The sequence below is a fragment of the Budvicia diplopodorum genome (genome assembly GCF_009800925.1).
Lineage (GTDB): Bacteria > Pseudomonadota > Gammaproteobacteria > Enterobacterales > Enterobacteriaceae > Budvicia > Budvicia diplopodorum.
Genome location: NZ_WOYF01000020.1, coordinates 1 through 26254 on the forward strand (window position 1 = coordinate 1; position 26254 = coordinate 26254).

28 protein-coding genes are annotated in these 26254 nt (G+C 47.6%); 15 read left to right on the top strand and 13 right to left on the bottom strand.

Annotation, left to right across the window (positions count from 1 at the left end; translation table 11 throughout):
* Positions 1-217: 217 nt before the first annotated feature.
* Positions 218-787 (bottom strand): lipoprotein, encoded by a 570-nt coding sequence (locus tag GVI43_RS14360; RefSeq protein ID WP_159567547.1) that lies wholly within the window; start codon positions 785-787, stop codon positions 218-220.
* Positions 788-869: 82 nt separating this feature from the next.
* A complete protein-coding gene (mdtH, locus tag GVI43_RS14365) occupies positions 870-2075 on the bottom strand; it encodes a multidrug efflux MFS transporter MdtH (RefSeq protein WP_159567548.1) in 1206 nt (401 codons plus the stop codon).
* A 126-nt stretch (positions 2076-2201) separates the two neighbouring features.
* Between mdtH and rimJ the strand changes: the two genes are divergently transcribed.
* From rimJ to murJ, 3 genes are all read left to right on the top strand, one after another.
* On the top strand, positions 2202-2786 hold the full coding sequence (gene rimJ, locus GVI43_RS14370) for a ribosomal protein S5-alanine N-acetyltransferase (RefSeq protein WP_159567549.1): 585 nt from the start codon (positions 2202-2204) through the stop codon (positions 2784-2786).
* A gap of 10 nt (positions 2787-2796) precedes the next feature.
* Positions 2797-3465, top strand: a complete 669-nt coding sequence (locus GVI43_RS14375; RefSeq protein ID WP_159567550.1) for a YceH family protein — start codon at positions 2797-2799, stop codon at positions 3463-3465.
* A gap of 223 nt (positions 3466-3688) precedes the next feature.
* Positions 3689-5233, top strand: coding sequence for a murein biosynthesis integral membrane protein MurJ (gene murJ, locus GVI43_RS14380; protein WP_159567551.1), 1545 nt, complete (start codon positions 3689-3691; stop codon positions 5231-5233).
* A 404-nt stretch (positions 5234-5637) separates the two neighbouring features.
* Here murJ and argS read toward each other — a convergent pair whose 3' ends face one another.
* Positions 5638-7380, bottom strand: coding sequence for an arginine--tRNA ligase (gene argS / locus GVI43_RS14385; RefSeq protein WP_159567552.1), 1743 nt, complete (start codon positions 7378-7380; stop codon positions 5638-5640).
* A gap of 295 nt (positions 7381-7675) precedes the next feature.
* Positions 7676-8374, bottom strand: a complete 699-nt coding sequence (locus GVI43_RS16110) for a RipA family octameric membrane protein (protein WP_484478970.1) — start codon at positions 8372-8374, stop codon at positions 7676-7678.
* Between the two features lie 493 nt (positions 8375-8867).
* Here GVI43_RS16110 and GVI43_RS14395 point away from each other — a divergent pair, with 493 nt between their 5' ends.
* Positions 8868-9419: a VOC family protein gene (locus GVI43_RS14395; RefSeq protein ID WP_159567554.1), complete on the top strand. Its 552-nt coding sequence runs from the start codon at positions 8868-8870 to the stop codon at positions 9417-9419.
* Between the two features lie 16 nt (positions 9420-9435).
* Here GVI43_RS14395 and GVI43_RS14400 read toward each other — a convergent pair whose 3' ends face one another.
* Positions 9436-10590, bottom strand: coding sequence for a MalY/PatB family protein (locus GVI43_RS14400; RefSeq protein ID WP_159567555.1), 1155 nt, complete (start codon positions 10588-10590; stop codon positions 9436-9438).
* Positions 10591-10690: 100 nt separating this feature from the next.
* Between GVI43_RS14400 and cutC the strand changes: the two genes are divergently transcribed.
* On the top strand, positions 10691-11455 hold the full coding sequence (gene cutC / locus GVI43_RS14405; protein WP_159567556.1) for a copper homeostasis protein CutC: 765 nt from the start codon (positions 10691-10693) through the stop codon (positions 11453-11455).
* Positions 11456-11554: 99 nt separating this feature from the next.
* Here the strand turns inward: cutC and GVI43_RS14410 are convergent, their stop codons facing one another.
* The 5 genes from GVI43_RS14410 to GVI43_RS14430 all read right to left on the bottom strand — a co-directional run bounded on the left by GVI43_RS14410 (position 11555) and on the right by GVI43_RS14430 (position 16029).
* Positions 11555-12775, bottom strand: a complete 1221-nt coding sequence (locus tag GVI43_RS14410; protein ID WP_246201868.1) for a lactonase family protein — start codon at positions 12773-12775, stop codon at positions 11555-11557.
* 146 nt (positions 12776-12921) lie between these two features.
* Positions 12922-13761 carry a YaeF family permuted papain-like enzyme gene (locus GVI43_RS14415; RefSeq protein ID WP_246201869.1) on the bottom strand — a complete coding sequence of 280 codons (840 nt, stop codon included), beginning with the start codon at positions 13759-13761 and terminating at the stop codon, positions 12922-12924.
* Between the two features lie 34 nt (positions 13762-13795).
* Positions 13796-14764: a tRNA 5-methoxyuridine(34)/uridine 5-oxyacetic acid(34) synthase CmoB gene (gene cmoB / locus GVI43_RS14420; RefSeq protein ID WP_159567557.1), complete on the bottom strand. Its 969-nt coding sequence runs from the start codon at positions 14762-14764 to the stop codon at positions 13796-13798.
* Positions 14761-15504, bottom strand: coding sequence for a carboxy-S-adenosyl-L-methionine synthase CmoA (gene cmoA / locus GVI43_RS14425; protein WP_159567558.1), 744 nt, complete (start codon positions 15502-15504; stop codon positions 14761-14763). Before cmoA ends, cmoB begins: the two co-directional genes overlap by 4 nt.
* Before the next feature lie 129 nt (positions 15505-15633).
* On the bottom strand, positions 15634-16029 hold the full coding sequence (locus tag GVI43_RS14430; RefSeq protein WP_159567559.1) for an MAPEG family protein: 396 nt from the start codon (positions 16027-16029) through the stop codon (positions 15634-15636).
* Between the two features lie 419 nt (positions 16030-16448).
* On the opposite strand from GVI43_RS14430, the gene GVI43_RS14435 reads away from it, so the two are divergent.
* The 7 genes from GVI43_RS14435 (at position 16449) to ruvB (ending at position 22239) form a co-directional block, all read left to right on the top strand.
* The gene (locus GVI43_RS14435) at positions 16449-16712 is read left to right on the top strand and encodes an FmdB family zinc ribbon protein (RefSeq protein WP_159567560.1); all 264 of its coding nucleotides are present in this window, start codon (positions 16449-16451) and stop codon (positions 16710-16712) included.
* Positions 16713-16724: 12 nt separating this feature from the next.
* Positions 16725-18497: an aspartate--tRNA ligase gene (gene aspS, locus GVI43_RS14440; protein ID WP_159567561.1), complete on the top strand. Its 1773-nt coding sequence runs from the start codon at positions 16725-16727 to the stop codon at positions 18495-18497.
* A 1-nt stretch (position 18498) separates the two neighbouring features.
* Positions 18499-18942 (top strand): dihydroneopterin triphosphate diphosphatase, encoded by a 444-nt coding sequence (nudB, locus tag GVI43_RS14445; RefSeq protein ID WP_159567562.1) that lies wholly within the window; start codon positions 18499-18501, stop codon positions 18940-18942.
* Positions 18943-18973: 31 nt separating this feature from the next.
* Complete coding sequence (locus tag GVI43_RS14450; RefSeq protein WP_159567563.1) at positions 18974-19717, top strand: YebC/PmpR family DNA-binding transcriptional regulator; 744 nt, start codon at positions 18974-18976, stop codon at positions 19715-19717.
* Positions 19717-20238: a crossover junction endodeoxyribonuclease RuvC gene (ruvC, locus tag GVI43_RS14455; protein WP_159567564.1), complete on the top strand. Its 522-nt coding sequence runs from the start codon at positions 19717-19719 to the stop codon at positions 20236-20238. Before GVI43_RS14450 ends, ruvC begins: the two co-directional genes overlap by 1 nt.
* Positions 20239-20593: 355 nt before the next feature.
* Positions 20594-21205, top strand: a complete 612-nt coding sequence (gene ruvA, locus GVI43_RS14460) for a Holliday junction branch migration protein RuvA (RefSeq protein WP_159567565.1) — start codon at positions 20594-20596, stop codon at positions 21203-21205.
* A 17-nt stretch (positions 21206-21222) separates the two neighbouring features.
* The gene (ruvB, locus tag GVI43_RS14465) at positions 21223-22239 is read left to right on the top strand and encodes a Holliday junction branch migration DNA helicase RuvB (protein ID WP_159567566.1); all 1017 of its coding nucleotides are present in this window, start codon (positions 21223-21225) and stop codon (positions 22237-22239) included.
* Positions 22240-22446: 207 nt separating this feature from the next.
* On the opposite strand, the gene GVI43_RS14470 is transcribed toward ruvB, so the two are convergent.
* Positions 22447-22710, bottom strand: coding sequence for a GrxA family glutaredoxin (locus tag GVI43_RS14470; protein ID WP_159567567.1), 264 nt, complete (start codon positions 22708-22710; stop codon positions 22447-22449).
* 209 nt (positions 22711-22919) lie between these two features.
* Between GVI43_RS14470 and nfsA the strand changes: the two genes are divergently transcribed.
* A complete protein-coding gene (gene nfsA, locus GVI43_RS14475; protein ID WP_159567568.1) occupies positions 22920-23642 on the top strand; it encodes an oxygen-insensitive NADPH nitroreductase in 723 nt (240 codons plus the stop codon).
* 11 nt (positions 23643-23653) lie between these two features.
* Here nfsA and GVI43_RS14480 read toward each other — a convergent pair whose 3' ends face one another.
* Positions 23654-23872, bottom strand: coding sequence for a DUF4250 domain-containing protein (locus GVI43_RS14480; protein ID WP_246201870.1), 219 nt, complete (start codon positions 23870-23872; stop codon positions 23654-23656).
* 84 nt (positions 23873-23956) lie between these two features.
* On the opposite strand from GVI43_RS14480, the gene GVI43_RS14485 reads away from it, so the two are divergent.
* Complete coding sequence (locus tag GVI43_RS14485; protein WP_159567569.1) at positions 23957-24445, top strand: type III secretion system chaperone family protein; 489 nt, start codon at positions 23957-23959, stop codon at positions 24443-24445.
* A 59-nt stretch (positions 24446-24504) separates the two neighbouring features.
* Positions 24505-25641, top strand: coding sequence for a 23S rRNA (uracil(747)-C(5))-methyltransferase RlmC (gene rlmC / locus GVI43_RS14490; RefSeq protein WP_159567570.1), 1137 nt, complete (start codon positions 24505-24507; stop codon positions 25639-25641).
* A gap of 22 nt (positions 25642-25663) precedes the next feature.
* On the opposite strand, the gene GVI43_RS14495 is transcribed toward rlmC, so the two are convergent.
* Positions 25664-26152: a methylated-DNA--[protein]-cysteine S-methyltransferase gene (locus GVI43_RS14495; RefSeq protein ID WP_159567571.1), complete on the bottom strand. Its 489-nt coding sequence runs from the start codon at positions 26150-26152 to the stop codon at positions 25664-25666.
* Between the last annotated feature and the right edge of the window lie 102 nt (positions 26153-26254).

Genomic DNA, 26254 nt, shown 5'->3' on the forward strand with positions numbered 1-26254 from the left:
AAGGCGGCGGCGTAAACGGACTGGCACAGATAGGCGTGCATTATAATCAGGGCAACACCACGATGGGTCTGGACGCTTACAACTGGCGGGAAGACAGCGCCAGCGATAAGGGTCTGAATATGAACGTCAACGTGAGATTCTGATCGTAGTCATGCTGTAAAGTAAAAGGCGCATTAATTTGCGCCTTTTTTACATTCAGATTTCGGGTTGTTCACCGCTATTTAATAAACGAAAACACCAGCTTTCCTTTCTGAACTTCAATGTCTTTAGCCAGCTTTTGAGCCGTAGCTTCTAACGTGCCGTTCGCTGGGTTTAATACATAAACCGGCTGATCGTTAAAATAAACCTGTAGCGCTTTATTCAGCAACGGAATAAAGGTTTTTACGTTTTTTACATTACCCTGACTGGTAGTCAGATCGTAATCGCCCAGCTCTAAATCCCGTAGATAAATCGCCCCTTTAACCGGATCAAAGTCCGGGCGAGCGTTAATGGTCAGCTGTAGATTGGCATCTTGGTTACCCAGTAGAGACGAAATGGCAAAAATGGCGTTGCCGGTCAGGGTAATTTTGTTTGGCTGGTCCTGGCCAATTTTAGCGCTCAGGTTATTTAATTTTAAATCTGCGTTTACCAGACCGCTTAAGTTAAAGCTGCGCGAAACGTTTTGAGCATGGGTGTCTAAATAATTATTAATTGATTGTTCAGTCAACGAATACTGGGTCATTTGGTTACAGCCAAACATCAGACCAATAAAAGCGACGGCAAAAATACGGCAAATCAGATTGAGCATGAAAACCTCAAAGGGTTAAGTAATAAAGCCAAGGCATATAGAGTAACAATCTATACGTTGGCGACGCAAATTCTATTGAAAATCAGGAAGGCAGCGCTTTTGGAGGAATCTCTCGAGGTGAAAACTGGCGGTGTAAAGCCATTGCCGTCGCCAGACCAATCACGCCGAGCAGGATCCAGGGCACCTGAGGTACGTTAAGCTGGTGGCCGATATCATACAGCCAACCGCCGCCGGTATAGCCAATGGCACCGCCAAAGGCCAAGCCTAGCTTACTGAACCCCATATAGCTGGCGCGGGCGTAAGGGTTAGCCAACGACGCACTCAGCGTTTCCCGTGCGGGTTCAGCAATAATCAGCCCCAGATAGAAAAAGAAAATCAGCGCCAGTACCGCCGGGAGTGAGGTAATAAAGCCCAACGGCATCAGGCTGAGCGTCATCAGTAATAGCCCCACAATCAGGCGTTGATCGAGGCGGAAGTGCTTCTCGCTCCAGCGGGCAATCGGGTAGAGCAGCGCAAGAGATAATACCGCCTGAATTAAGTACATCCAGCGGATGGTGGTTGGCGTACCGGAAACTTCATTAACCAGCAGGGGAAGCATGAGCATCACCTGTATCGACAAAATATAGTAGCCGGTCAGCATAAGAACATAGCGGCGGAAATGATTATCCTGAATGGCGGCTTTAATTCCGCTCATAATCGGGGTTCGTACGCAGGCGGATACGCGATAGGCAGGCAGTACAAACGCATTCAGCGCTGCGGCTAAGATAAAAAAAACCGAACCTGACCAGCAAACCCAGTGAAAATCGTACTGAAGCAACCAGCTTCCAAGCATTGCACCAATCACCACGCCGGCACTGTCTTGCATCATCAAAATAGAATAAAATCGGCTGCGCTCATGGGGGCGGGTAAGCTTAATCACTAACGCCACGCGCGGTGGATCAAACAGCGTTCCTCCAAAGGCAGAAAGGGCGCAGGAGAGCATTAGAATCCAAGGCTCATCGGCCATCGCCATGCAGGCAAAGCCAGCGGCGCGTAATAGCATGCCGGTGACGATCAGCGGCTTAGCGCCAAAACGGTCAGCCAGTGCGCCGCCAAAAATGCCTAGCCCCTGTTGAAGAAACTGGCGCAGGCCTAGCGCTAAACCGACTACTAGCGCCGCCCAACCAAGCTGGTCAACAAAGCGGATAGAAATCAGCGGGAAAACGATAAAAAAGCCAAGAACAACTAGCAGGTTATCTAATAATAGAAAATACTTACCTAAGTTTCTGACCCGCGATACCCGAGGCATAGTTTCACCGTAAGCGAAAGGATAAATAACAGAGGGAACTGGCCTGTTATTTTGAACTTAATTGCTGAATAACGATACTATTTTAGTAAACTATCTTTATCTTCGAATGCTAATAAGGAATTCCGGATGTTTGGTTATCGCTCTAATGTGCCTAAGGTATCATTAACAACGGAACGCCTTACTATTCGCCTTGCGAATGAACGGGATGCCTACCGTCTGGCCGATTATTACACCGAAAATCGGGATTTTCTTAAGCCTTGGGAACCGGTCAGGGATCAAAGCTATTGTTACCCGTCCGGCTGGCAAGTGCGTTTGAACACGATCGGTGAGCTACATAAACAGGGCCTCGCATACTACTTTTTGTTATTGGATCTTGAAGATAACGAGGTAATCGGCGTGGTCAATTTTAGTAACGTTTTGCGGGGCGACTTTCACGCCTGCTTTTTAGGCTACTCGTTGGGGCAAAAATGGCAGGGGCAAGGGCTGATGTATGAAGCGCTCAGGCCCGCACTGCGCTATATGCTTAACCAACAGCGGATGCACCGGATTATGGCTAACTATATGCCGCACAATCTGCGCAGTGGCAATTTGCTGGTGCGTTTAGGCTTTGAACGTGAAGGCTATGCTAAAGACTACCTGAGAATTGATGGCCATTGGCAGGATCACGTATTAATGGCGTTAACCAATTCTGACTGGAAACCAGCTATTTAAGGAACTCACTATGAAATATCAGTTAACCGATAAAGAAGCGCGGGTTATCGGCTGTATGCTGGAAAAAGAGGTGACAACGCCGGATCAGTATCCGCTGTCGCTCAATGGGCTGATGATTGCCTGTAACCAAAAAACCAGCCGTGAACCGGTAATGGAGCTGAATGAGAGTGAGATCCAGCAAACGTTAGATGGCCTGCAGAAAAAGCATCTGGTTCGCCACGCATCGGGTACCGGCGGTCGGGTAGTAAAATACGTTCATCGTTTCTGTAATACCGAGTTTGGCGATCTTAAACTGTCGTCGGCCGAGCTGGCGATTATTTGTCTGTTATTATTACGCGGCCCTCAGACTGCGGGTGAGTTAAGAACGCGTTCTAACCGTTTGCATGAGTTTTCTGATATCAATGAGGTTGAGCAGACGTTAGCCGAACTATCCATGCGGGAAGATGGGCCTTTTGTGGTTAAGCTTGCGCGGGAAGCGGGGCGTAGAGAAAGCCGTTTTGCTCATTTGTTAAGTGGTCCGGTAGATATCAACATGGTTGGCGAGTTGGCCGACGCTGAGGTAACGCTACGACAAAATAGCGAACTGGCTGAACAGGTGAAGTATCTGGAAGGCGAAATTGAGATTCTACAACAGCAGGTTGCTGAATTAACTGAGAAAGTCGATTTCCTGATGAGTTAAATCCTTGAGTGACAATGTCACATTTGGTTCTGCTTTCATACAGGCCTGACAAGGTTTTGAGCATAGCTTCAGGCTTTGACGTTCCGTCAGGCCAGAATATTATGATAAAAAACATTTTTATACTGGTTTAAACTGGTGATTATTTTGCTTATCCGTAAACTACGCATCAGTCAGCCATCGAGCGATCGCTCGATGCCATTTAAAATAAGAACAACGTAATTATATGAATTTATTAAGAGCGCTGGCTGCCGTCAGCTCCATGACGATGGTTTCCCGCATTTTAGGCTTTGCCCGCGATGCGATCGTTGCCCGTGCATTCGGCGCAGGTATGGCAACCGATGCCTTCTTTGTTGCTTTTAAGCTGCCCAATTTGCTGCGCCGGATATTTGCCGAGGGCGCGTTTTCTCAAGCATTTGTGCCGATTCTGGCGGAGTATAAAACCAAGCAGGGCGAAGAGGCGACCAAGATTTTTGTCGCTTATGTGTCCGGTTTGCTGACGTTGATATTAGCGCTGGTTACGCTGCTGGGCATTATTGCCGCGCCTTGGGTCATTATGATAACCGCTCCCGGATTTACCGATGAGCCCGATAAGTTCCTCCTGACCACCGACCTACTGCGTATTACCTTTCCGTATATTCTGCTTATCTCATTGGCATCATTAGCCGGTGCGATTCTTAATACCTGGAACCGTTTTTCCGTTCCTGCATTTGCCCCAACGCTGCTGAACGTCAGCATGATTGGCTTTGCGCTGTTTGCCGCGCCGTATTTTAACCCCCCGATTATCGCGATGGCGTGGGCGGTGGTGGTTGGCGGTATTCTGCAATTATTATATCAACTACCGCATTTGAAAAAGATTGGCATGCTGGTGTTGCCAAGAGTTAACGTGCGCGATAGCGGCGTATGGCGAGTGCTAAAGCAGATGGGGCCAGCGATTCTCGGTGTGTCCGTTAGTCAAATTTCGTTAATTATTAATACCATCTTTGCTTCCTTTCTACAGTCGGGTTCGGTCTCTTGGATGTACTACGCCGATCGCCTGATGGAGCTGCCTTCTGGCGTGCTTGGCGTGGCGTTAGGAACTATTTTATTGCCGTCATTGGCCAAAAGCTTTTCCAGCGGCGATACCAAGGAATATTCAAGCTTAATGGATTGGGGGCTTCGCCTTTGTTTCTTATTGGCGCTGCCTTGTTCCGTTGCGTTAGGCGTGCTGTCTGAGCCGTTGATTAAATCATTATTCCAGTACGGTGAATTTACTGCGTATGACTCGCTGATGACCCAGAGAGCGTTAATTGCCTATTCAATCGGGCTGATGGGGCTGATTTTAGTGAAGGTGCTGGCTCCGGGGTTCTATTCCCGTCAGGACATTAAAACGCCGGTAAAAATCGCGCTGTTCACGCTGTTTGCCACTCAAATGATGAATTTGGCCTTTATCGGCCCGCTAAAGCACGCCGGTCTGGCGCTGTCTATCGGCGTTGCGGCCTGTCTGAACGCCGCGCTGCTTTACTGGCAACTGCATAAACGCAACTATTTCCAGCCGAAAGCCGGGTGGGCTATCTTCCTGTTTAAACTGGCGGTTGCTCTGTTGGTTATGACGGCTGCGCTGGTGGGAATGATGCTGGTGATGCCCGCGTGGGATTCCGGCAGTATGCTGTTTAGAATTTTGCGCCTGCTGGCCGTGGTGATTATTGGCGTGGTTGCCTATTTTGGTACGCTTGGCGTTTTGGGGTTCCGGCCTAGAGATTTTGCCCGCCAATTGCAGAAGAGCCTTTAGGGATTCTAGTGATAAGGCCCGGAGCCCGATACGCTCAAAAACACCGCCCCTCGGCCGCCAGATAAAAGATAATATTTCGACATTGTTTTCGCGGACGAAACTTGCGCTGAAATCAAATTAAACCGCTTTGTCAGCAACTTAAGGCGCCATAAGGCGTAATGTTTGTCAGTTAAGCGTTTTCACACTATGTGGCCCTACCGTCGTCATCCCGGCGAACGCCGGGACCCAGATTTTTGCTAACAAACGGGTACTTGGCTTAACGACCTGACCTCGGTTTCCACCGGGGTGACGACGGGGAGGGGCCGATGATAATCACGCGGATTACCATTTCAAGCATACTGGCAGCCCTTAGCTGACTGGCATTAGCCATAAGGCGCCTTTACTTTTAGACATGGCGCAAAAAATTACATCCGCTCAACGGTCTCAATACCTAAGGTATCTAAACCCCGCTTTAGCGTTCTGGCGGTTAATGCCGCCAGCTGTAAACGGCTATGACGTATTGTCCAATCGTCATTGTTCAGAATCGGGCAATTTTCATAGAAGCCTGAGAACAAACCCGCTACGTCATAGAGGTAAGAACACATGGTATGCGGCGTGCCTTCACGGGCTACGGCATACAGCGTTTCTTCAAACTGGAGTAAGCGGGTTGCCAGCGCTTTCTCGCGTTCATCAACCAGATACAAATCGCCGCTTAAGCGGCTTTCATCAATGTCTGCACGTTTGAAAATAGACGCCACGCGAGTATAGGCATATTGCATATAAGGCGCGGTGTTGCCTTCCAGCGCGAGCATGTTATCCCAGTCAAAAATGTAGTCGGTGGTGCGGTTTTTAGACAGGTCGGCATATTTTACTGCGCCGATACCTACCGCATTGATGACGCGACGCAGTTCATCTTCCGGCATATCCGGGTTTTTATCCATAATCAACGCGTGCAGCTTACTATCGGCATTTTCAATGGCTTCGTCTAACAGGTCAGACAGCTTGATAGTGCCACCAGAACGGGTTTTGAACGGCTTACCGTCTTTACCCAGCATCATGCCGAACATGTGGTGTTCTAAGCTGACGGAGTCAGGAACATAACCCGCTTTATGCACAATAGCCCATGCCTGCATCAGGTGTTGATGCTGGCGAGAGTCGATATAGTAAAGTACCCGATCGGCTTTTAAGGTTTCATAACGATATTTAGCGCAGGCAATATCGGTGGTGGTATACAGGTAACCGCCATCATTTTTCTGAATGATAACGCCCATCGGTTCACCTTCTTTATTCTTGAATTCGTCAAGATAAACCACGGTTGCGCCGTCGCTTTGAACTGCCAGCCCTTTAGCTTTCAGATCGGCAACGATGCCAGGGAGCATTGAGTTATAGAGGCTTTCACCCATAACGTTGTTAACGGTTAAGGTCACGTTTAAACGCTTATAGGTCAGAATGTTTTGATGCATTGTGACATCAACCAGCTTACGCCACATGGCGCGACAATATTCATCGCCACCCTGAAGTTTTACTACGTAGTTACGGGCGCGTTCTGCAAAGGCGGGGTCTTGATCATAATGCTGTTTTGCGGAGCGATAGAAGACTTCAAGATCCGATAGCGACATATTGTCGGCATGCTCGTTTTCCATTTTCTCAAGATAGGCAATCAGCATACCGAACTGGGTTCCCCAGTCACCGACGTGGTTTGCACGAATAACGTGGTGGCCCAGAAACTCAAGCGTACGGACAACGGCATCGCCAATGATAGTTGAACGTAAATGACCCACGTGCATTTCTTTAGCAACGTTTGGCGCAGAATAGTCAACGACGATGGTTTGTTTCGGTGCCGGCGTTACGCCAAGTTTATCATCGGCCAGCGCTAGCTTCGTTTGTTCCGCTAGCCATTCCGCCGCCAGAAAAATATTAATAAAGCCGGGCCCGGCAATTTCTACTTTATTCGCAATCGGAGAAAGGTCTAGGTGAGTTAATACCTGCTCGGCCAGCTGGCGGGGAGGAAGACCGAGCTTTTTAGCCACGGACATAATGCCATTAGCCTGATAATCACCAAACTGGGACTTAGCAGACTGGCGAACCTGCGCTTCGCAATCTGAAGGTGCACCAGCAGCAATAAGTGCCTGAGTAATTTTATCTGATAGAAGAGCCTGTATATTCACCGGGTTACCTTAGTTACGATTTAATGTCTTTAGTATAAAACTCGATAACGAGTAGGGCTATGATACCGTTCAATTGGGGGTTATCTCACCCATTTTTTATATTGCGCAGCAAAACGGGAGGATGATACCCGATATCGGGCGCGTCGTCAGCTTTGCCGTAGATGAATGGGGTGGCTATATTGATACGAAAAAAGGCGTTATGAACGTTACGCGAGGGTATTTGAAGGTTGTTTAGAGTAAAAGCAGGGACAGAATCATGTTAAAGCACGGAAAGGATAGCGCATGACGCGGCTATTTATGAATGATGGCTTTTATTATACCGCAGGGAGATGTCCAACTCTTTATTGTCTAGTTCTGCGTCATCTTTCGATGAGAACATACACATAAACACGTTCAGGGCGATAGACAAAAACATCATGATTAAGAATGGAATACACAGAAATAGCGTACTCACCAGCGAAAGGGACGTACCGTTAACGTAAACGAAATAATAAAAGAATTTTAGCAGCGAGATGATAGGCAAAATGCACCAAAAACCAAATAGCAGTAGGTTAAACGTTTGGTTTAGCATCAGTGAGTTATGCATGCTATTGCTTGGTTTAAGCGGCGGAATAATGTGGGCTGCGCCTTTTTTACACTGCGACATTTGCCCCTCTAACTGCTCAATGTGCCGTTCCCAGCTTTTATGCCAGTGGTTGTTATTGAGGGTCGTGCGATACCAGGCATGAGAAATTGTAATACCCATAATGGATATCACCATTTCAATAAAATAGGTAATTAGGGTTGGCGTAGTAAAAAATATAATGCCGAAAAAGAAGGTAGATACAGTACTAAGGGCCAAAAAAAACATACACCGACGCCGATAAGAAAGAGCTTCCGACTTCTTCATATTGTGCGCATGTTTGAGTGACATTTTAGTCAAATGGCACACATCGTTACACTCATGTGTATTTTCCGATTTTAGCGTTGCATACTTACTGCTAGACATGTTCATCTATCATCCATTATAGATAACCTCGGCATACCTTACCTTAGTGAGGACTAATACTCAATCCTGATTGCACAATATTCCATGGCGCTTTTCAATAAATTATTACGGCTTATTTCTAACGATGTCATAATGTGAACAGCAACATGTTTTTGACTAAAAATAACTCATTTTTGTCACTTTTCGCGTAACGATTTTAGACATCGATACAGATAACATATTTATTGATGCGTATAGATATTGCGCAGTAAAGCTAAAATAAGTGGGTTGAAAATTGTACTGATGGCATATCAGTACAAATCGCTTTACTTAACTTTTTACTTAATGATGTTAACCCGAAAAAATGGCGTTTTGGTATACTTTATGTGCTCATTTGGGACCCTAGTTTACATGTGCAGATTTTATTCAATAAATTACTAGTGATGATAAGCTTACTGAATGAGAAATAGTTACATGATGAATGTCACTAAAGCCTTATTGTTAGTAGGAGTCAATTAGAGTGTTGTCATTTGAGAACGTTGCCGAATTAGATGATTTGCATCAAAGCTTGCCTGAGTTTGAAGCTAAGTTACTTGGTTTCATACAGCGGTTAGATTTATCTTTGGAACAAAGGGTTGCGGATCACATTTCAGTTCGTTGTTACCAACAATCCACGGCGAAACGCTGGAAAGACGGGCTGTTGCAGTGTGGTGAACTGATTTCAGAAAAGAATATTAACGGGCGGCCCATCTGCCTATTTAGCCTGAATCAACCGTTACGGGTTGGACCATGGCTGATTGACTGCGTCGAATTGCCTTACCCCGGAGATAAGCTTTATCCGCAAGAGGGATGGGAACACGTGGAGTGGGTGATACCGGAAACGCCGGAAAACTTCCATCAAACGGCATTAGCCCTTTTTTCCGATCGGATTTTACAGCTGCCCCAGCTGAAACTAAAATTCAGCAACCCACAGGGCGAAGGGGAGCAGCTAGCCAACCCAACGTTGGCCGCTACGCAAGACGGGATCACCATTAAGTTTCACCCGTACAGTATTCGAGAAATTATTAAATAAAGCAGCCGACAAGCGCTTAATCCGTGACGGGAAGATTGGCCACGGCCTTAGCCATCAGCGTTAGCGCCTTTTCTAATAAATCCCGGTGACAGGCAAAGTTCAGGCGCACAAACTGTGCGTTTCCGAAATCACTGCCGGGCGATAAACCAACGCCAGCCTGCTCAAAGAAGGCATGAGGATTAGCAACCTGTAACGCGCTGGCATCAATCCAGGCTAAATAGGTTGCTTCAATCGGCATTAACTTTAGCCCCGCAATAGCATTAATTCTTTCCATTACGATATCACGGTTTTCGCGCAGGTAATTCAGCTGCCCTTGTAACCATGCTTCACCATCGCGGTATGCTGCGGTAGCGGCTACGTAGGCTAAAACGTCCACGCTGGGAATAATACCCGCGCGCGCCTCGGTAAAACGATTTCGAAGCACGGCATTAGGTATAACGGCAATGGTCGCGCCTAATCCTGCAATGTTAAACGTTTTCGACGGAGCCATTAAGGTGATGGAGCGTTGCGCGGCGTCTTCGCTGAGGCTTGCGAACGGGATATGTTCTAACCCCTGCTCCAGAATCAGATCGCAATGGATTTCATCAGAACAAACAATCAGATTATGGCGCTGGGCGAAATCTAACTGCGTTAACAGCTCACTGCGGCGATAAACGGTACCGCCCGGGTTGTGCGGATTACACAGCATCAATAGCCGTTCCGTGCCGGAGAGCTGCTGTTCAGCAGCGTCAAGATCGAGTACCCAACGTTTATTCTGTAGCTTAACCGGCGCTGAGATTTGATGGCGATCGGCCGAACGGGCAGATTTCATAAACGGCGGATAAATAGGATGGGGAGCGATTGAACCCTGCTCTGGGGTGGTTAATGCCCGAATGCTCAAATTTAATCCGCACACCATGCCCGGCAGAAACACTAACCATTCGGGTTTTACTTCCCACTGATAGCGCTGCTTCATTCGCTGAATAAAAACGTCTTTCAGTTCAGGTGATGGAAAGCCATAGCCAAACACGCCGTGAGCAACCCGCTTTTGTAACGCATCGATTACAGCCGGAGGAGATTTGAAGTCACTATCCGCAACCCATAGTGGAATAATCTCTTTACCTTCGTATTTGTGCCACTTATCACTATCTGTGTGACGTCGCTCCACATACGGATCAAAATTAAGTGCCATAATAAACCTTCGATGCGCCTTTGATGGATGTAATTACCGGAGTGTAGACTACGTCAGATAGGCTCTCTTGCTCAAGAATTGTTTTGATTTAGGAGGGGAAATGCCGAAGCTGGAAATATGTTGTTATAACGCTGATTGTGCTCTTATCGCTGAACAGTCTGGCGCAGACCGTATTGAGCTGTGTTCCTCTAAGGCTGAGGGCGGAATAACGCCCAGCATTGGCACGTTAATCTGGGTTAAAAAACAGGTTTCTATTCCTATTCACCCAATTATTCGCCCACGGGGTGGGGATTTCTGCTATAGCAAAAGCGAGTTTGAAATTATCAAAAGCGATATAGCGCAAATCAAAGAGCTTGGTTTTCCCGGTATTGTGATTGGCGTTTTAAATGAAGATGGCCATATTGATTTAGATAAAATGCAGCAGGTAAGCGACGAAGCCCAAGGCCTATCCATTACCTTCCACCGGGCCTTCGATATGTGTGTAAATCCGCTGTTGGCGTTGAAACAGCTGACCGATATGGGCGTTGATCGCATCTTAACATCCGGCCAGCAGCAAACCGCAGAAGTAGGGTTACCGCTGATTAAACATCTGATTCAGCAAAGCCGGGGGCCGGTTATCATGCCGGGCGGCGGAATTCGCTTAACTAATCTGCATAAATTTATTGAGGCCGGCGTTAAGGAAATTCATACCTCCGCCGGGCATTCAACGCCTTCGGTGATGCGCTATTGCAAAGCCGGCGTGAACATGAATACCGATAGTGATACCGATGAGTTTTCGCAGTTTTGCGTTGACAGCGACATGGTGGCGGCAATCAAAGAAGTGTTTGCCCCCAGCGTGGTCAGGTTTCACCAGCGAATGAGCTAAAACGTTTATTCGCCAAGCGTTTATCACATGTGCAATACGAATGGAAAATAAAAAGCCGGATACCTGTTAACCCAGTATCCGGTTTTTTTTATGGGAAAGTTATTCTGGCAGGAATACCATTTGGGAAGGGCTGCCCACCGGCGTGAATCGGTTAGTAAAGGTAAGCTTTCCCGAATCTTTATCAATTGAGAACTGCACGATATGGTCGCTGCGTTGATTCATGGCGTAAAGAGAACCGCCGTCAGGAGAAATGACGATAGATCGGGTGTAGTCGCCGTGGACCCAGACGTTATCAATCAGCATTAAATCACCGCTTTGATCGATAGCGAACTGCGAAATGCTGTTGTGCAACCGGTTGGCAACGTACAGATAACGGTTATCTGCACTTAGAATAATGCCTGACGCGAAGCTGGTTCCTTTATAATTCAGCGGCAATGATGATAGCGTTTGTTGCTGAGTCAGTAAGCCTTTATCCTGATCGATCCGGTAAGATGTCAGGGTCGATGACTCTTCATTAATCAGGTAAAGATGATGGTTACTTGGGTGAAATACCCAGTGACGAGGGCCCGCACCCGGTGATGACGCTTCAATAAACGGCGGGTTATTCGCTGACAGAACGCCGGTTGACTCGTTAAACTTCCACTGGTAGATACGATTCAGGCCCAGATCGGTGGAATAGACAAATTTTCCACTTGGATCGCTGGCTATCATATGGGCATGAGGGCCTTTGCGATCGCCGAAAGCAAAGCTGCCTTCAACGGCACCCTTGGGTTGAGCCGCTCCGGGCTCGCCGGTACTTTGTTTGATCGACGCCGGTCTACCTAAACCCCCGTTACGATTAATCGGAAAGCTGGCAATCGAGCCACTAATATAGTTCGCGACCAGCAGGTATTTACCGTCCGGATGAATGGATAAATAGACCGGGCCTGCGCCCTGCGAGTCAATTTCATTTAGCTTAGTCAGCGAGCCATCTTGCTTATTGACGCTATAGGCAATTAACGAGCCGTGGCCGCTGTCACCGAAGTTAGCCACTTCGCTGGCAACATACAGATATTCGCCGTTGGTATCCAAAACCAACTGGGCTGCATTGGGTGCCGTGCTGACCACTTTGTCTTTGAATAAACTCCCATCTTTGGCACTGACGGACATCAAATAGACGCCTTCGCCATTGGGACTATAGGTCGCAACGTAGGCGAATCGGGTAGGCGTTGTTGGCTGTTGGTCGGCTAAGATAGAAAAGGATGAAAAGGCGGATAACCCTAAAATTATGCTTCTACATATTGTCGCTGATATTGAAAACTCCATTAGCTGTTGCTTCATATGATCTCCAATCGTAGTCATGAACCCGGCATCTAATACATCACTGTATTAATGGGAATAGGCTAAAACGTATTGTTTTAATATTGACTAATGATTGTCGGTGAAGGGATAAAAATCAAATCAGCAGGGTATAAAAGTGTATTAGGCTAATTAAAGCTGAAAAAATCCTGTACGGACGTGGTGGTCGTTTCCAGCATTCCCTGCTTTAAGTGCCCGACATATAGCAAAGGCTTAATCGGCGTTAGTGACGCAACGTCACCTTCACGCATATGAAGCAGATCGGCGGGGCTGACCCAAACCGGCGCTGAATCGGTAATCGGATATCCGGCGTATTTATAAGCTTCGAGTACAAATTGAGAGCAGAAGAAGGTGCCTTTGGCATCGTCGTCGGTACCAAGTTGAATTTTTGCTAACGTATTCAGGCAATAGTTTCGAAACGTCGATGAAAATGGGTTAAGGTCGCACACTTTTCGGGTCAGCATAAACGGCGCCATCAAGGCTACGCCATTATAGTTGTAGCGTATGCCGACCTTATCTTGTGAAAACTGCCGAATGGCTAAAGCATGTTCCGGCGTTAGGCCCGGATAGCGAAAGACGATCAATTTACTACTGTGCTGCATTGCTTGTTCAAGAGACACGATTTGTACACCGCTGCCAACGGCTTCGGCAACCCGATCGTCACCCAGATAAATTGCCGCATGGCTTACGCCGGAAATACTGAACAGGCGAATGCCCATAGAGGTGGGGCCAGCGGCCGATGACAGAATGATGTCGCCGGCATTCATAGACGACGCGGTAATTAGCTGGCTGCCGCCGTTGGGGTAAGAGTGAATACGCTGGAGCTGGATATCAACCGGCAGCAGGGCCGTTTTACCGTCGCTACCTTCCTGTATAGCGCTATTGCCTGAAACCTGCATGGTACAACCACTCAGCAGTACCAGAATGCCTGTCGCCAGCGCTATCAGTCGGAAGGTCCGTCCGTTCATGGTTAATCCCTTATACTCGTATGTTATTTCGATGCTATGGCTTTTTCGCCACAATGACGGCGCGCATTGGTGCTGGGTAGCCTTCTATAGTTTTAGTCGGATCCTGCGGGTCTAAAAACTCAGCCAATGATTCGCTGGTCATCCAGTCAGTTCTGCGCTGTTCTTCGGTGGTGGTCGGGCAAATATCCACAATGCGAATATCCACGAAGCCGCACTTTTCAAGCCAGTTAACTAACGCAGCCGCAGACGGAATAAAGTAAACGTTTCGCATTTGAGCATAGCGGTCACCGGGTACCAGAACCTGCTGAGCATCACCGTCGATGACTAGCGTTTCAAGAACCAGCTCACCCTCTGAAACCAGTTGGTTTTTAAGCTGATACAGATGATCCAACGGGGAGCGGCGATGATAAAGCACGCCCATTGAAAAAACGGTGTCAAAAGCCTGTAGTTCGGGAAGTTGCTCAATGCCGAGCGGTAAAACGTGGGCCCGCAAATCGCCGCCCAATAGCTTTCTTACCGCTTCAAACTGGCAAAGAAACAGCTGCATAGGGTCGATGCCAACCGCTAAATGCGCCCCGGCGCCAACCATTCGCCATAGATGATAACCACTACCACAGCCAACGTCGAGAATGGTTCGGCCTTCAAGATTGCTGATGTGGGGAACGACCCGTTCCCACTTCCAGTCGGAACGCCATTCGGTGTCGATATTAGTGCCGTATAGGCTGAAAGGGCCTTTACGCCACGGCATTAGATTACGAAGATGGGTTTCAATGCCTTTTCTCTGGCCTTCACTGAGCGCGGCATTGTCAACCGTAACGCTGTGTAATAAATCCACACTCTCTGGCGTCACGTCGGGCATATATTCAACGGCGTTAAACCATTGTTTAAATTTGCCGTGCAGTGAGTTTTTCTGCCATTCAGAAAGCTGTGGGGGCAGGGTGTTTAGCCAGTGGCTTAGCGGGCTTTTAGCTATCAGACGGTAAAAATCACCAAAATCGATCATCGGGTTACTCCGTCTTTTATTGCGATTAAAGAGCCGAAGTTAAAGCACTGGAACCAGATTTCAGCATGGTTGAAACCGGCATTATGCAGCCGGTTTTTATGGGTTTCAACCGTATCGGTACGCATGACGTTTTCCAGCATGCTGCGCTTTTGGCTTATCTCCAGCTCGCTATACCCATTAGCCCGTTTAAAGTCATGGTGCATATCAAACAGCAGCTCGCCGATTGGCCGATCGGCAAAGTTAAACTTTTCCGATAACACTAAAATGCCGCCGGGTAGCATACCTTTGCACACTTTATTGAGTAACAGCTGGCGGTCGTCTGGCTCAAGGAACTGAAGGGTAAAATTGAGTACTACCACCGAGGCTTTTTCTATTTCAATATCGCGAATATCGGCTTCAATAACCTGAACCGGCGTTTCCGCCCTGAAGGAGTCGATATGGCGGCGACAGCGTTCAACCATAGCCGGCGAGTTATCTACGGCGACAATACGACAATGCTCAACCTGAATATTGCGCCGCATAGAGAGGGTTGCAGCACCGAGCGAACAGCCGAGGTCGTAGAGCGTACTGTTTGGCTGAGCAAAACGTTCGGTTAACATCCCGATCATTGAAATAATGTTGGAATAGCCGGGCACTGAACGCTGGATCATGTCAGGGAAAACTTCAGCAACCTGTTCATCAAAGGTCCAGTCGCCAAGTTTGTTAATTGGGGCAGAAAATAGAGTGTCGCGATTTGACATAGCGATAGATATAAATAGGGCAAATGAAACAGGCGCGTAGTCTACCAGAGCAATAAAAAAAAGTCTGTAAAACCCCTCTTTTGGCAGACAAATTCATGGTTCTACCTGAATTGCGCCTATCTACAGCGGCTAATATAGAATAAAAACCTGTTCCCATGGTAAATAATAGATATTTGCAAAAATCATCATCACTAACGAAATGTAGGTGGCGCTCATACCGGAACGGCGCCAGCGCCAGTCGCGATGCTTTAAACCATGGTAATGGCACAAACGACCAACGAACAGCATGATGCCACTGGTATGAACCAGCCAAGCGTTAGCACCGTTCATTTCCATAATAACCATTAGAATGAGAGCAATAGGGATGTATTCCACCGCATTGCCGTGAATGCGGATAGCAATTTGCAGATCGTAAAAGCCACCGTCTCCGAAAGGAACCCGATACTGCGATCGCTGTTTTATGACATCCAAAGACAGCTTGAACAATAGTAGTGCACCCAGCACGGCATACAGTGCGCTAACCATTCTCTACCTCGCTAAATTTGATTTTCACCACAGAATAATAACGGGTAATAGCAAAAATTTTTACTATAAAATAGTAATAAATCTATTACTTCCTAATTTATAAAGTAAAAAATAGCTAAAATTTACAATTCATTAATATTGTTCAACATTTGTACTCCTTTATCAACGATAGCGGTGGCATTTAGATAAATAAAATTGTTTTATAGCCGGACAGTATTGGAATTAGAGGGTTTGAGTGCTGCTTTTTTATACGGTTAAGCATCAATTAGTGTGAAATACAGTGGTCGACTTGAACTTGCGCACTTATCGGCGGACATTATTTCCTTTATAATAGACCCCTTTTTGTCTGTCGAGGCGCTGATAGCCTTTCGGCCGATTAAACAACATTAATTACGTTACCAGCACTCAGAATAACCATTATGCCAATTTATGAATATCAATGTGGTGCATGCCACTATCGTTTGGATAAACTACAGAAGTTTGCTGATGCTCCTTTGGTTGATTGCCCCGAGTGTGGTCAGGCGGCGCTAAAGAAATTAATTTCCCCCGGAAGCTTTCAGCTAAAAGGCTCCGGCTGGTATGCGAGCGAAGCTCCAAAAACTTCTAAAAAAAATGCATCAGATAAATCATGTGCTGGATCGGCCTGTCAGGCAAATTGCCCGGGCGCAGCATCGGCTGAATAAAAGGATAGCGTTATGCGTACTCATTATTGTGGACAAATCAACACCTCTCACGTTGGGCAAGATGTAACTTTATGCGGTTGGGTCAACCGCCGCCGCGATCTCGGTGGTTTGATTTTTATTGATATGCGCGATCGTGAAGGCATCGTGCAGGTGTTTTTTGATCCTGACCACAAAGCGGCTTTTGAACAGGCTTCTGAGCTACGTAATGAGTTCTGCGTACAGATTACCGGCACCGTGCGTGCCCGCCCTGAAAGTCAGGTAAATAAAGATATGGCCACCGGCGGCGTTGAAATTTTTGCCGACCGGTTGAACATCATCAACCGCTCTGAGCCGTTGCCTCTTGACTCCAACCAGACCAATACTGAAGAACAACGCCTGAAATTCCGCTACTTGGACCTGCGCCGCCCGGAAATGGCCGATCGCCTAAAAACCCGTGCGCGCATTACCGCTTTTGTTCGCCGCTATATGGACAGCAACGGTTTCCTCGATATCGAAACGCCTATGTTAACCAAGGCTACGCCGGAAGGTGCCCGTGACTATTTAGTGCCAAGCCGGGTTCACAAAGGTAAATTCTACGCCTTGCCTCAGTCTCCTCAGCTGTTTAAGCAGCTACTGATGATGTCCGGTTTTGACCGTTATTATCAAATCGTAAAATGCTTCCGTGATGAAGACTTACGGGCCGATCGTCAGCCAGAATTTACCCAAATCGACGTTGAAACCTCGTTTATGAGTGCCGATCAGGTTCGCGCTATTATGGAAAAAATGGTGCGCGAACTGTGGAATGAAGTGAAGGGCGTTGAGCTGGGCGATTTCCCGGTGATGACCTTTGCTGAAGCCATGCGCCGCTATGGTTCCGACAAGCCCGATCTGCGCAACCCGATTGAATTGGTTGACGTGGCCGACTTGCTGAAAAACGTTGATTTCAACGTTTTCGCCGGGCCAGCTAACGATCCTAAAGGCCGGGTGGCGGCAATTTGCGTGCCGGGCGGCGCTCAGTTAACCCGTAAGCAAATTGATGAATACACCCAGTTTGTTTCTATTTATGGTGCAAAAGGTTTGGCATGGCTTAAGGTCAACGACCGTAAAGCCGGAATGGAAGGGGTTCAAAGCCCGGTGGCCAAGTTCCTTAGCCCTGAAGTGCTGGAAGCGATTTTGGATCGCACCCAAGCGCAGGACGGTGATATTTTACTGTTTGGCGCTGACAGCTTCAAAGTAGTTACCGACGCCATTGGTGCGCTGCGCTTAAAAGTGGGCCGCGACCTCAAGATTACCAAAGAGAATGCGTGGGCTCCGCTGTGGGTTGTTGACTTCCCGATGTTTGAAGACGACGGGGAAGGCGGTTTAACGGCGATGCACCACCCGTTCACTTCGCCAAAAGATATGACGCCAGCCCAGCTATTAGCCGATCCTGAAACCGCGATTGCCAATGCCTATGATATGGTGTTGAACGGCTATGAAGTTGGCGGTGGTTCGGTTCGTATTTATAGTAGCGAAATGCAACAGGCGGTATTCGGCATTCTTGGCATTACCGAACAGGAGCAGCGCGAGAAGTTTGGCTTCTTATTAGATGCTCTGAAGTATGGTACTCCGCCGCATGCCGGTATCGCTTTCGGCCTTGACCGCTTAGTGATGCTGATAACCGGTACCGATAATATACGTGACGTTATCGCATTTCCTAAAACAACGGCAGCGGCGTGTCTGATGACCGATGCGCCGAGTTTTGCTAATCAGGCTTCGCTTAACGAATTAGCGATCTGCGTTAATTTGCCTAAGTCTGAAAAGTAGGATGAAGCAATATAAGCATCCGGAATCTGCGCTGATTGTGATTTATAGCGTCAGTAGCGGTCGGGTGCTTATGCTACAGCGTAATGACGACCCTGACTTTTGGCAATCGGTAACCGGTAGCCTAGAAGACGGGGAGTCAGCGCAACAAACGGCGCTGCGTGAAGTCAAAGAAGAGACTGGGATTGATATCTTAGCCGAACGCTTAGTCTTGCAGGACTGCCAACGTAGCGTGGAGTTTGAAATATTCGCCCATTTTCGCCACCGTTATGCCCCAGATACCGCGTATAATTTAGAACACTGGTTCTGTTTAGCGTTACCGCAAGAGCGTAGTATCGTGCTCACTGAGCACCGGGCCTATCAGTGGCTGGATGTACAACAGGCTGCTCAACTGACAAAGTCATGGAGCAACCGGCAGGCGATTAAAGAATTTGTTATTTGTCATTAAGCCCATAGCGGCTTTCTAATGGAGATTTTTTATGGCAGGTCATAGTAAATGGGCCAATACCAAGCATCGCAAAGCGGCGCAGGACTCAAAACGTGGCAAAATTTTTACTAAAATTATTCGTGAGCTGGTTACCGCAGCCAAATTAGGCGGTGGCGATCCGGGTTCGAATCCGCGTTTACGTGCCGCTATCGATAAAGCGTTATCAAACAATATGACGCGGGATACGCTAAACCGTGCGGTTGCCCGCGGCGTTGGTGGTGATGAAGACACCAACATGGAAACCATTATTTACGAAGGCTATGGCCCCGGCGGCACTGCCGTCATGGTGGAATGCCTGAGCGATAACCGCAACCGTACCGTGTCTGAAGTGCGTCATGCGTTTACCAAAACCGGCGGCAACTTAGGTACTGACGGTTCTGTTTCTTATCTGTTCACCAAAAAAGGCGTAATCTCCTTTGCCGACGGTACCGATGAAGATGCGGTTATGGACGTGGCACTGGAAGCGGGAGCGGATGACGTTGTCACTTATGACGACGGTGCTATTGACGTTTACACTACGCCAGAAGCATTTGGTGACGTTAAAGACGCATTAGATGCGGCCGGGCTGGTGTCTATTGGCGCTGAAGTCTCGCTTATTCCATCGACTAAAGCCGATCTGGATGAAGAATCAGCGCCTAAGCTACTGCGGCTGATTGATATGCTGGAAGATTCAGACGACGTTCAAGAGGTTTACCATAACGGTGAAATCTCTGATGAGGTCGCAGCTACCCTTTAATGACCATTATCCTTGGTATTGACCCCGGCTCGCGAATTACCGGTTACGGTGTGATTCGCCAGCTGGGGCGCAAGTTAGAGTATCTCGGCAGCGGCTGTATCCGTACCGCTGTCGACGATCTTCCTACCCGACTTAAGCTGGTATATGCCGGCGTCAGCGAAATTATCACCCAGTTCCAGCCAGACTGTTTTGCTATCGAGCAGGTATTTATGGCGCGCAATGCGGATTCAGCCCTGAAGCTGGGTCAGGCGCGCGGCGCGGCCATCGTTGCCGCCGTAAATGCCGATTTACCGGTGTTTGAATATGCTGCCCGTCAGGTAAAACAAACCGTTGTTGGTACCGGTGCGGCAGACAAAGCACAGGTTCAGCACATGGTCCGTTCGCTGTTGAAGCTGGCGGCTAATCCGCAGGCTGATGCTGCGGATGCCTTAGCTATTGCGATTACGCATTGTCATATGAATCAGAATGCATTGAGAATGGGCAACGGTAGGTTAACGTTGGCACGCGGGCGGATGAGTTAGACTGGGTTTATAGATAAAATCATTTGGTTTGCACCCGTACCTGACCTTCGTCATTTTGGAACAGTATCTCTGCATCCGCACCTTACTTCCGTCATCCCGACGAAAGTCGGGATTCAGGTTTTAGCTAACAAATTAGCGTTTAGTTTTGGTTTCAGTATAAATTTCGCTCGCGTCGATAGCGTTAGAAAATAACCGTTTTCTGACGGATAAAGAGCGGTGACTTTGAACGATATTAGACCAATCTTAGGGCTATCACTAATTTTAACTGTTTATTTATACAGTTTTGTTGTGTAATACCCGTATAAAGATTGCTATGATATAGAATCACCGTGAGTGGGTATAAGGAGTCCGAATCGTGATTGGTCGTTTACGTGGAATTATTCTAGAAAAGCAGCCGCCTGAAGTGTTAATCGAAATTAACGGCGTGGGCTATGAAGTGTTTATGCCAATGAGCTGTTTTTATGAATTACCCGATCGGGGGCAAGAAGCGATTATCTTTACCCATTTTGTGGTGCGTGAAGACGCTCAGCTATTATATGGTTTTAATGACAAGCAAGAGCGGGCGCTGTTTCGCGAACTGATAAAAGTTAACGGCGTTGGCCCTAAGCTAGCTCTGGCGATCTTATCCGGCATGTCTGCACAGCAGTTTGTTCATGCCGTTGAGCAAGAACAGGTTAGTATTCTGGTTAAATTACCGGGCGTCGGTAAGAAAACTGCCGAGCGTTTGGTTGTTGAAATGAAAGACCGCTTCAAAGGCCTTAACGGCGATCTGTTCAATAATAATTCAGATTTACCACCGCTAAGCCCATCTAAGAGCGCCGACAATGACGCCGAAGCCGAAGCCGTTTCTGCGCTGGTTGCGCTGGGCTATAAGCCTCAGGAAGCCAGCCGATTAGTCAGCAAAGTGATGAAACCGGACACGGACTGTGAAACGCTCATTCGTGAAGCACTTCGTGCGGCACTTTAAGTTGAAAGAGATATAGCATGATTGAAGCTGACCGCTTAATTTCACCTGCAGCACAGTTTGAAGAAGAAGATCCTATCGATCGCGCGATGCGGCCGAAACTGCTTAGCGAATACGTGGGCCAGCCCCACGTACGTGAGCAAATGGAAATTTTTATTCAGGCGGCAAAAATGCGCGGTGATGCGCTCGATCATTTGCTTATCTTCGGGCCTCCAGGCCTAGGTAAAACCACGTTGGCTAACATTGTGGCTAACGAAATGGGCGTGAATTTACGCACCACGTCGGGTCCTGTATTAGAGAAAGCGGGCGATTTGGCGGCGATGCTGACCAATCTTGAACCCCATGACGTTCTGTTTATCGATGAAATTCATCGTCTTTCACCGGTGGTTGAAGAGATTCTCTATCCTGCCATGGAAGACTATCAGCTAGATATTATGATCGGTGAAGGGCCAGCGGCCCGTTCGATTAAGATAGATTTACCGCCCTTTACGCTGATAGGCGCAACCACCAGAGCGGGCTCATTGACTTCGCCTCTACGCGATCGTTTTGGCATCGTGCAGCGGCTTGAGTTCTATCAGGTTAAAGATCTGGAATATATCGTTGCCCGCAGCGCCCAGTGTTTAGGTCTGGATATGAGCGATGAAGGGGCCAACCATATTGCCCGTCGGGCCAGAGGTACGCCGCGTATCGCAAACCGTTTATTACGTCGGGTACGAGATTTTGCCGAGGTCCGGGCCAACGGCGCTATCTGTGGCGATGTGGCGACCCGCGCGTTAGACATGCTTGATGTCGACGCTGAAGGCTTCGACTTTATGGATCGAAAGCTGTTGCTGGCAATTATTGATAAGTTTATGGGCGGGCCGGTGGGGCTAGATAACCTGGCGGCGGCCATTGGCGAAGAACGAGAAACCATCGAAGACGTAATCGAACCTTATTTGATTCAACAGGGGTTTATTCAGCGTACGCCGAGAGGGCGAATGGCAACTCAGCATGCCTATAGGCACTTTGGGATTTCCAGAGAGCAGCCCGATAGCTAAAGGCACTCGAGATGGTAAGCGAAGTGCTTCATACTTGAAAATATGGCGCTTCGGCCGCTAGGGGAAACCAATATTCCGGCGTTAATGATGCGAATGGGTAAAGATAGATGAAACTTACGATAAAACTACATTGAGATACTTTGTGTAGCTTCTAAAACCGGACGTTTAAACAGTCCGGTTTTTTGCTAAATAAGAGTAGATTAATGCTTATTGATACAGGCTTAAATTCTCTTTTGCATAGGCTTCAAAATCAGTACAACCGCCGATATGAACCTGATCGATAAAGATTTGAGGTACGGTTTCTACCGGTTTACCGACGGTTTTTTCCAGATCGGCTTTGGTAATACCTTCTGCATGAATATCGATATAGTTGTAGCTGAAGTCTTCACGTTCTTGACTTAGTTTTTCTGCTAATTCTTTAGCGCGAACGCAGTAAGGACAGCCCGGGCGACCAAAAATAACTACAAACATGAATACTCCTTAACGGTTTAATTTCTTTTTGGCCTTTAGCCGTTGACCAATAACATAATAACGCTGGCGTTACTATGCCTTCCATCAGTAATAAAAAAAAGCAGGAATTACCTGTTAGTTTAATAATTATTATCTATCGGGTGTTAACCGCATATAATTTCGCAATAAATTCGTTTGAAAATATTTGTCTGAATCCTGAGGTTTTGCCAATGACACCAACTATCGAATTACTCTGTTCGCATCGTTCTATTCGCGCTTTTACTCCACAGGCTATCAGTGAGCCGCAGAGGGAAGCCATTATCCGGGCGGCTCAATCAACCTCCAGTTCTAGCTTTTTGCAGTGTACGTCGATTATTCGGGTGACCGATCACAATATACGTCAAGCGTTGGTGGAAGCCAGCGGAGGGCAGCAGTATGTGGCTCAGGCTGCTGAATTTTGGGTGTTTTGCGCAGACTTTCACCGCAGTAAAGAGATTTGCCCCGATGCAGAGCTCGGCTATGCTGAACAGCTACTGCTTGGGGCGGTGGATACCGCGATGATGGCACAAAATGCATTAACGGCGGCTGAATCATTAGGGTTGGGTGGTGTATATATTGGCGGTTTAAGAAATCATATCGGTGCGGTGACGGAGTTGCTGAAATTGCCCGACCACGTTTTACCCTTATTTGGTTTATGTTTAGGCTATCCGGCTCAAAATCCGGAGCTAAAACCGAGATTACCTGCGGGCATTCTTGTACATGAAAATAGTTACCAACCGCTAAACCGGGCATTGTTGGCCGAGTACGATGCCCATATTGTTGCTTATTATCAAACTCGTACTGATAACCAGAAGCAGGTTAGCTGGAGCGATCAAATATCGGCAACGGTACGTAAAGAGAGTCGTCCGTTTATTTTGGCCTATTTACATAAGCAGGGTTGGGCAACCCGCTAGGTAATTTCGCGCTATTTAAACTGATTGTTGGTAGGCTGATATTCATAGCCTGCTTCAGACAGCTTGCGACAAAGCGCGTTGGCGTCAATATCATAGCTGCGGGCCAGATCGTTCAACGATGGGTACTGGTCTCTCAGTTTCATATTAACGATGCTAAGCAGTAGGTGAGGATCCATATTCTGAAAATGTTGTAAGGCCACATTTCTCTCCAGTTTCACATAAGAATTCATAATAACTTACCTCAATAGGTGCTAAATAAGGTAATATTCCGTATCCTATTGCACTTCCTTTTTGATCTACTGAGGGCATACCCCATGGAAACGCTGATAGTTCCTGACTTAGCCTTAATTCGTAGCTGGCTTGAGCAGTTGGGCGTGTCCTTCTTTGAATGCGACTCTTGCCAGGCGTTGCATTTACCGCATCTACAGAGCATTGACGGAATTTTTGATGCTAAAGTGGACCTGCTGGATAATGTGATTCTGTTTTCTGCCGTAGCGGAAATCCGTCCGGTTGCGTTAATTCCTCTGGTTGCCGATCTTAGCCAAATCAATGCCTCTTCGCTCACGATGAAAGTATTTATCGATATTCAGGATGATAACCTACCTAAAATGGTTATTTGTCAGTCTATAAGCGTTAGCGCGGGTATTACGCTTGAACAGTTCAGCCTATTGCTGCAAGAAGGCGAAGAGCAGACGACTCAGATCATTATGGAAGCCAAAGCTAACGATCTTCTGACCGTCAGTGATAACGACGGTGAAGAAGATATTCAGGTTATTGCACCGGTTGCTCATCGTCTGCACTAATTCATGTCCTTTTTTGATTCAATATGCTCTTTCAACCATAAGCCCCGGAGCCAACGCTGATGCAGTGCGATCTTCATGCCGCAGGGCTGTGCTATTCGTGCCGGTGGATTGATAAACCTTACCCACAGCAGCTTACCGACAAGCAGAATGATTTAGCCATGCTGATGGCTGGGCAAACGACTCAACATTCGTTGGCACCGGTTGGCAGTAGTGAATCGGCCTTTCGTAATAAAGCAAAAATGGTGGTCAGCGGCAGCGTTGAACGACCTGCGTTGGGGCTACCGGTAAAAGAGGGAACTGTCGTTGACCTGTGCGACTGCCCGCTTTATACGTCATCGATGATGCCAGCGTTTCCGATATTGAAAACCTTTATCGCCAAAGCGGGGTTAACGCCCTATAACGTTGAACGCCGAAGGGGCGAGCTGAAGTTTATTCTGTTAACTGAAAGCCGGATTAACGGTCGACTAATGCTGCGCTTTGTGCTGCGTTCAGAGGCCAAACTGGACCAACTCAGAACCGCCTTACCGTGGTTGCAATCTCAGTTACCTTTACTGTGCGTTATTTCTGCCAATATTCAACCGGTGCATATGGCGGTGCTGGAAGGCGATCGGGAGATTATTCTGACCCCCGACGAATCGTTAGAAGAGCATTTTAACCACATTCCGCTGTTTATCCGCCCGCGCAGTTTTTTCCAGACTAATCCTGAAGTGGCCGAGAAGCTTTATCAGACGGCAAGAGAGTGGGTGTCGACGCTAGACGTTAGCAGCATGTGGGATCTGTTCTGTGGCGTTGGCGGGTTTGGTTTGCACTGCGCGACGGCAAAGATTCCGACTATTTCATTGACCGGCATTGAAATCAGCGCAGAAGCCATTGAATGTGCGCAAAAGTCGGCGCAGTCTATCGGGCTAACCGATATTCACTTTGATGCACTGGATTCAACCCGGTTTGCTGAAAGTAAACTTGCCGTACCGGATTTGGTTTTGGTTAACCCGCCTCGCCGGGGTATTGGTGAGCAACTTTGCCGGTATCTGGCCGAGATGTCGCCAGCCTATATTATTTATTCAAGCTGTAACGCTCAAACCATGGCCAAAGACATACAGCGGCTGGCAGGGTACCAGATTATTAACACTCAACTGTTTGATATGTTTCCGCACACCGCTCATTACGAAGTACTGACGCTGTTAAAGCGCCAGTAATCACATCGACATTCTGGCTACGCTAAGCCTTGTAGGCTATGCCTTCAATTGCCAACAGTGCTTTTTTTACCGTCAGGCCACCGGAGTATCCGGTCAGCGAATTATCTTTTCCGAGCACTCGATGACAGGGCAGAATGATGGCAATAGGATTGCGGCCCACGGCACCGCCAACTGCGCGAACGGCCTTTGGGTTGTCTAATGCGGCTGCAATATCGCCATAGCTGATAACCTTGGCATAATTAATCGTGGTTAACTGCCGCCATACCTTTTTCTGAAACTCGGTCCCTTGCGGTGCACACGGGATAGCGCTAAAGCTGACTGGTTTACCCGCAAAGTAATCATCTAAGGTTTTAATCACAAGTTTAATGGTGGGGTGGTTGGCATTTTCTGACCAGCTATTGTTTGGCTGACGGTTTTCTACTTCATTCGGCAGCCATAGCTGGCGCAGGCCAACGTCATCGGCGACAAGCCTTAACTGGCCAACGGGGGAGCTATAAAGAAAGTGGTACACGATCAATATCCTTCTGCTCGGCAATAAAATCAGGACCGTCAGGATATCATTTGAACTGAAAATGGCATAAACCAAATTAAACCGCTTTGCCGACGGTTTCAG

Coding starts and splice junctions, on each gene's coding strand:
- GVI43_RS14360 (WP_159567547.1), bottom strand. CDS start 787: ATGCTCAATCTGATTTGCCGTATTTTTGCCGTCGCTTTTATTGGTCTG.
- mdtH (WP_159567548.1), bottom strand. CDS start 2,075: ATGCCTCGGGTATCGCGGGTCAGAAACTTAGGTAAGTATTTTCTATTA.
- rimJ (WP_159567549.1), top strand. CDS start 2,202: ATGTTTGGTTATCGCTCTAATGTGCCTAAGGTATCATTAACAACGGAA.
- GVI43_RS14375 (WP_159567550.1), top strand. CDS start 2,797: ATGAAATATCAGTTAACCGATAAAGAAGCGCGGGTTATCGGCTGTATG.
- murJ (WP_159567551.1), top strand. CDS start 3,689: ATGAATTTATTAAGAGCGCTGGCTGCCGTCAGCTCCATGACGATGGTT.
- GVI43_RS16110 (WP_484478970.1), bottom strand. CDS start 8,374: ATGAACATGTCTAGCAGTAAGTATGCAACGCTAAAATCGGAAAATACA.
- GVI43_RS14400 (WP_159567555.1), bottom strand. CDS start 10,590: ATGGCACTTAATTTTGATCCGTATGTGGAGCGACGTCACACAGATAGT.
- cutC (WP_159567556.1), top strand. CDS start 10,691: ATGCCGAAGCTGGAAATATGTTGTTATAACGCTGATTGTGCTCTTATC.
- GVI43_RS14410 (WP_246201868.1), bottom strand. CDS start 12,775: ATGAAGCAACAGCTAATGGAGTTTTCAATATCAGCGACAATATGTAGA.
- GVI43_RS14415 (WP_246201869.1), bottom strand. CDS start 13,761: ATGAACGGACGGACCTTCCGACTGATAGCGCTGGCGACAGGCATTCTG.
- cmoB (WP_159567557.1), bottom strand. CDS start 14,764: ATGATCGATTTTGGTGATTTTTACCGTCTGATAGCTAAAAGCCCGCTA.
- cmoA (WP_159567558.1), bottom strand. CDS start 15,504: ATGTCAAATCGCGACACTCTATTTTCTGCCCCAATTAACAAACTTGGC.
- GVI43_RS14430 (WP_159567559.1), bottom strand. CDS start 16,029: ATGGTTAGCGCACTGTATGCCGTGCTGGGTGCACTACTATTGTTCAAG.
- GVI43_RS14435 (WP_159567560.1), top strand. CDS start 16,449: ATGCCAATTTATGAATATCAATGTGGTGCATGCCACTATCGTTTGGAT.
- aspS (WP_159567561.1), top strand. CDS start 16,725: ATGCGTACTCATTATTGTGGACAAATCAACACCTCTCACGTTGGGCAA.
- nudB (WP_159567562.1), top strand. CDS start 18,499: ATGAAGCAATATAAGCATCCGGAATCTGCGCTGATTGTGATTTATAGC.
- GVI43_RS14450 (WP_159567563.1), top strand. CDS start 18,974: ATGGCAGGTCATAGTAAATGGGCCAATACCAAGCATCGCAAAGCGGCG.
- ruvC (WP_159567564.1), top strand. CDS start 19,717: ATGACCATTATCCTTGGTATTGACCCCGGCTCGCGAATTACCGGTTAC.
- ruvB (WP_159567566.1), top strand. CDS start 21,223: ATGATTGAAGCTGACCGCTTAATTTCACCTGCAGCACAGTTTGAAGAA.
- GVI43_RS14470 (WP_159567567.1), bottom strand. CDS start 22,710: ATGTTTGTAGTTATTTTTGGTCGCCCGGGCTGTCCTTACTGCGTTCGC.
- nfsA (WP_159567568.1), top strand. CDS start 22,920: ATGACACCAACTATCGAATTACTCTGTTCGCATCGTTCTATTCGCGCT.
- GVI43_RS14480 (WP_246201870.1), bottom strand. CDS start 23,872: ATGAATTCTTATGTGAAACTGGAGAGAAATGTGGCCTTACAACATTTT.
- GVI43_RS14485 (WP_159567569.1), top strand. CDS start 23,957: ATGGAAACGCTGATAGTTCCTGACTTAGCCTTAATTCGTAGCTGGCTT.
- rlmC (WP_159567570.1), top strand. CDS start 24,505: ATGCAGTGCGATCTTCATGCCGCAGGGCTGTGCTATTCGTGCCGGTGG.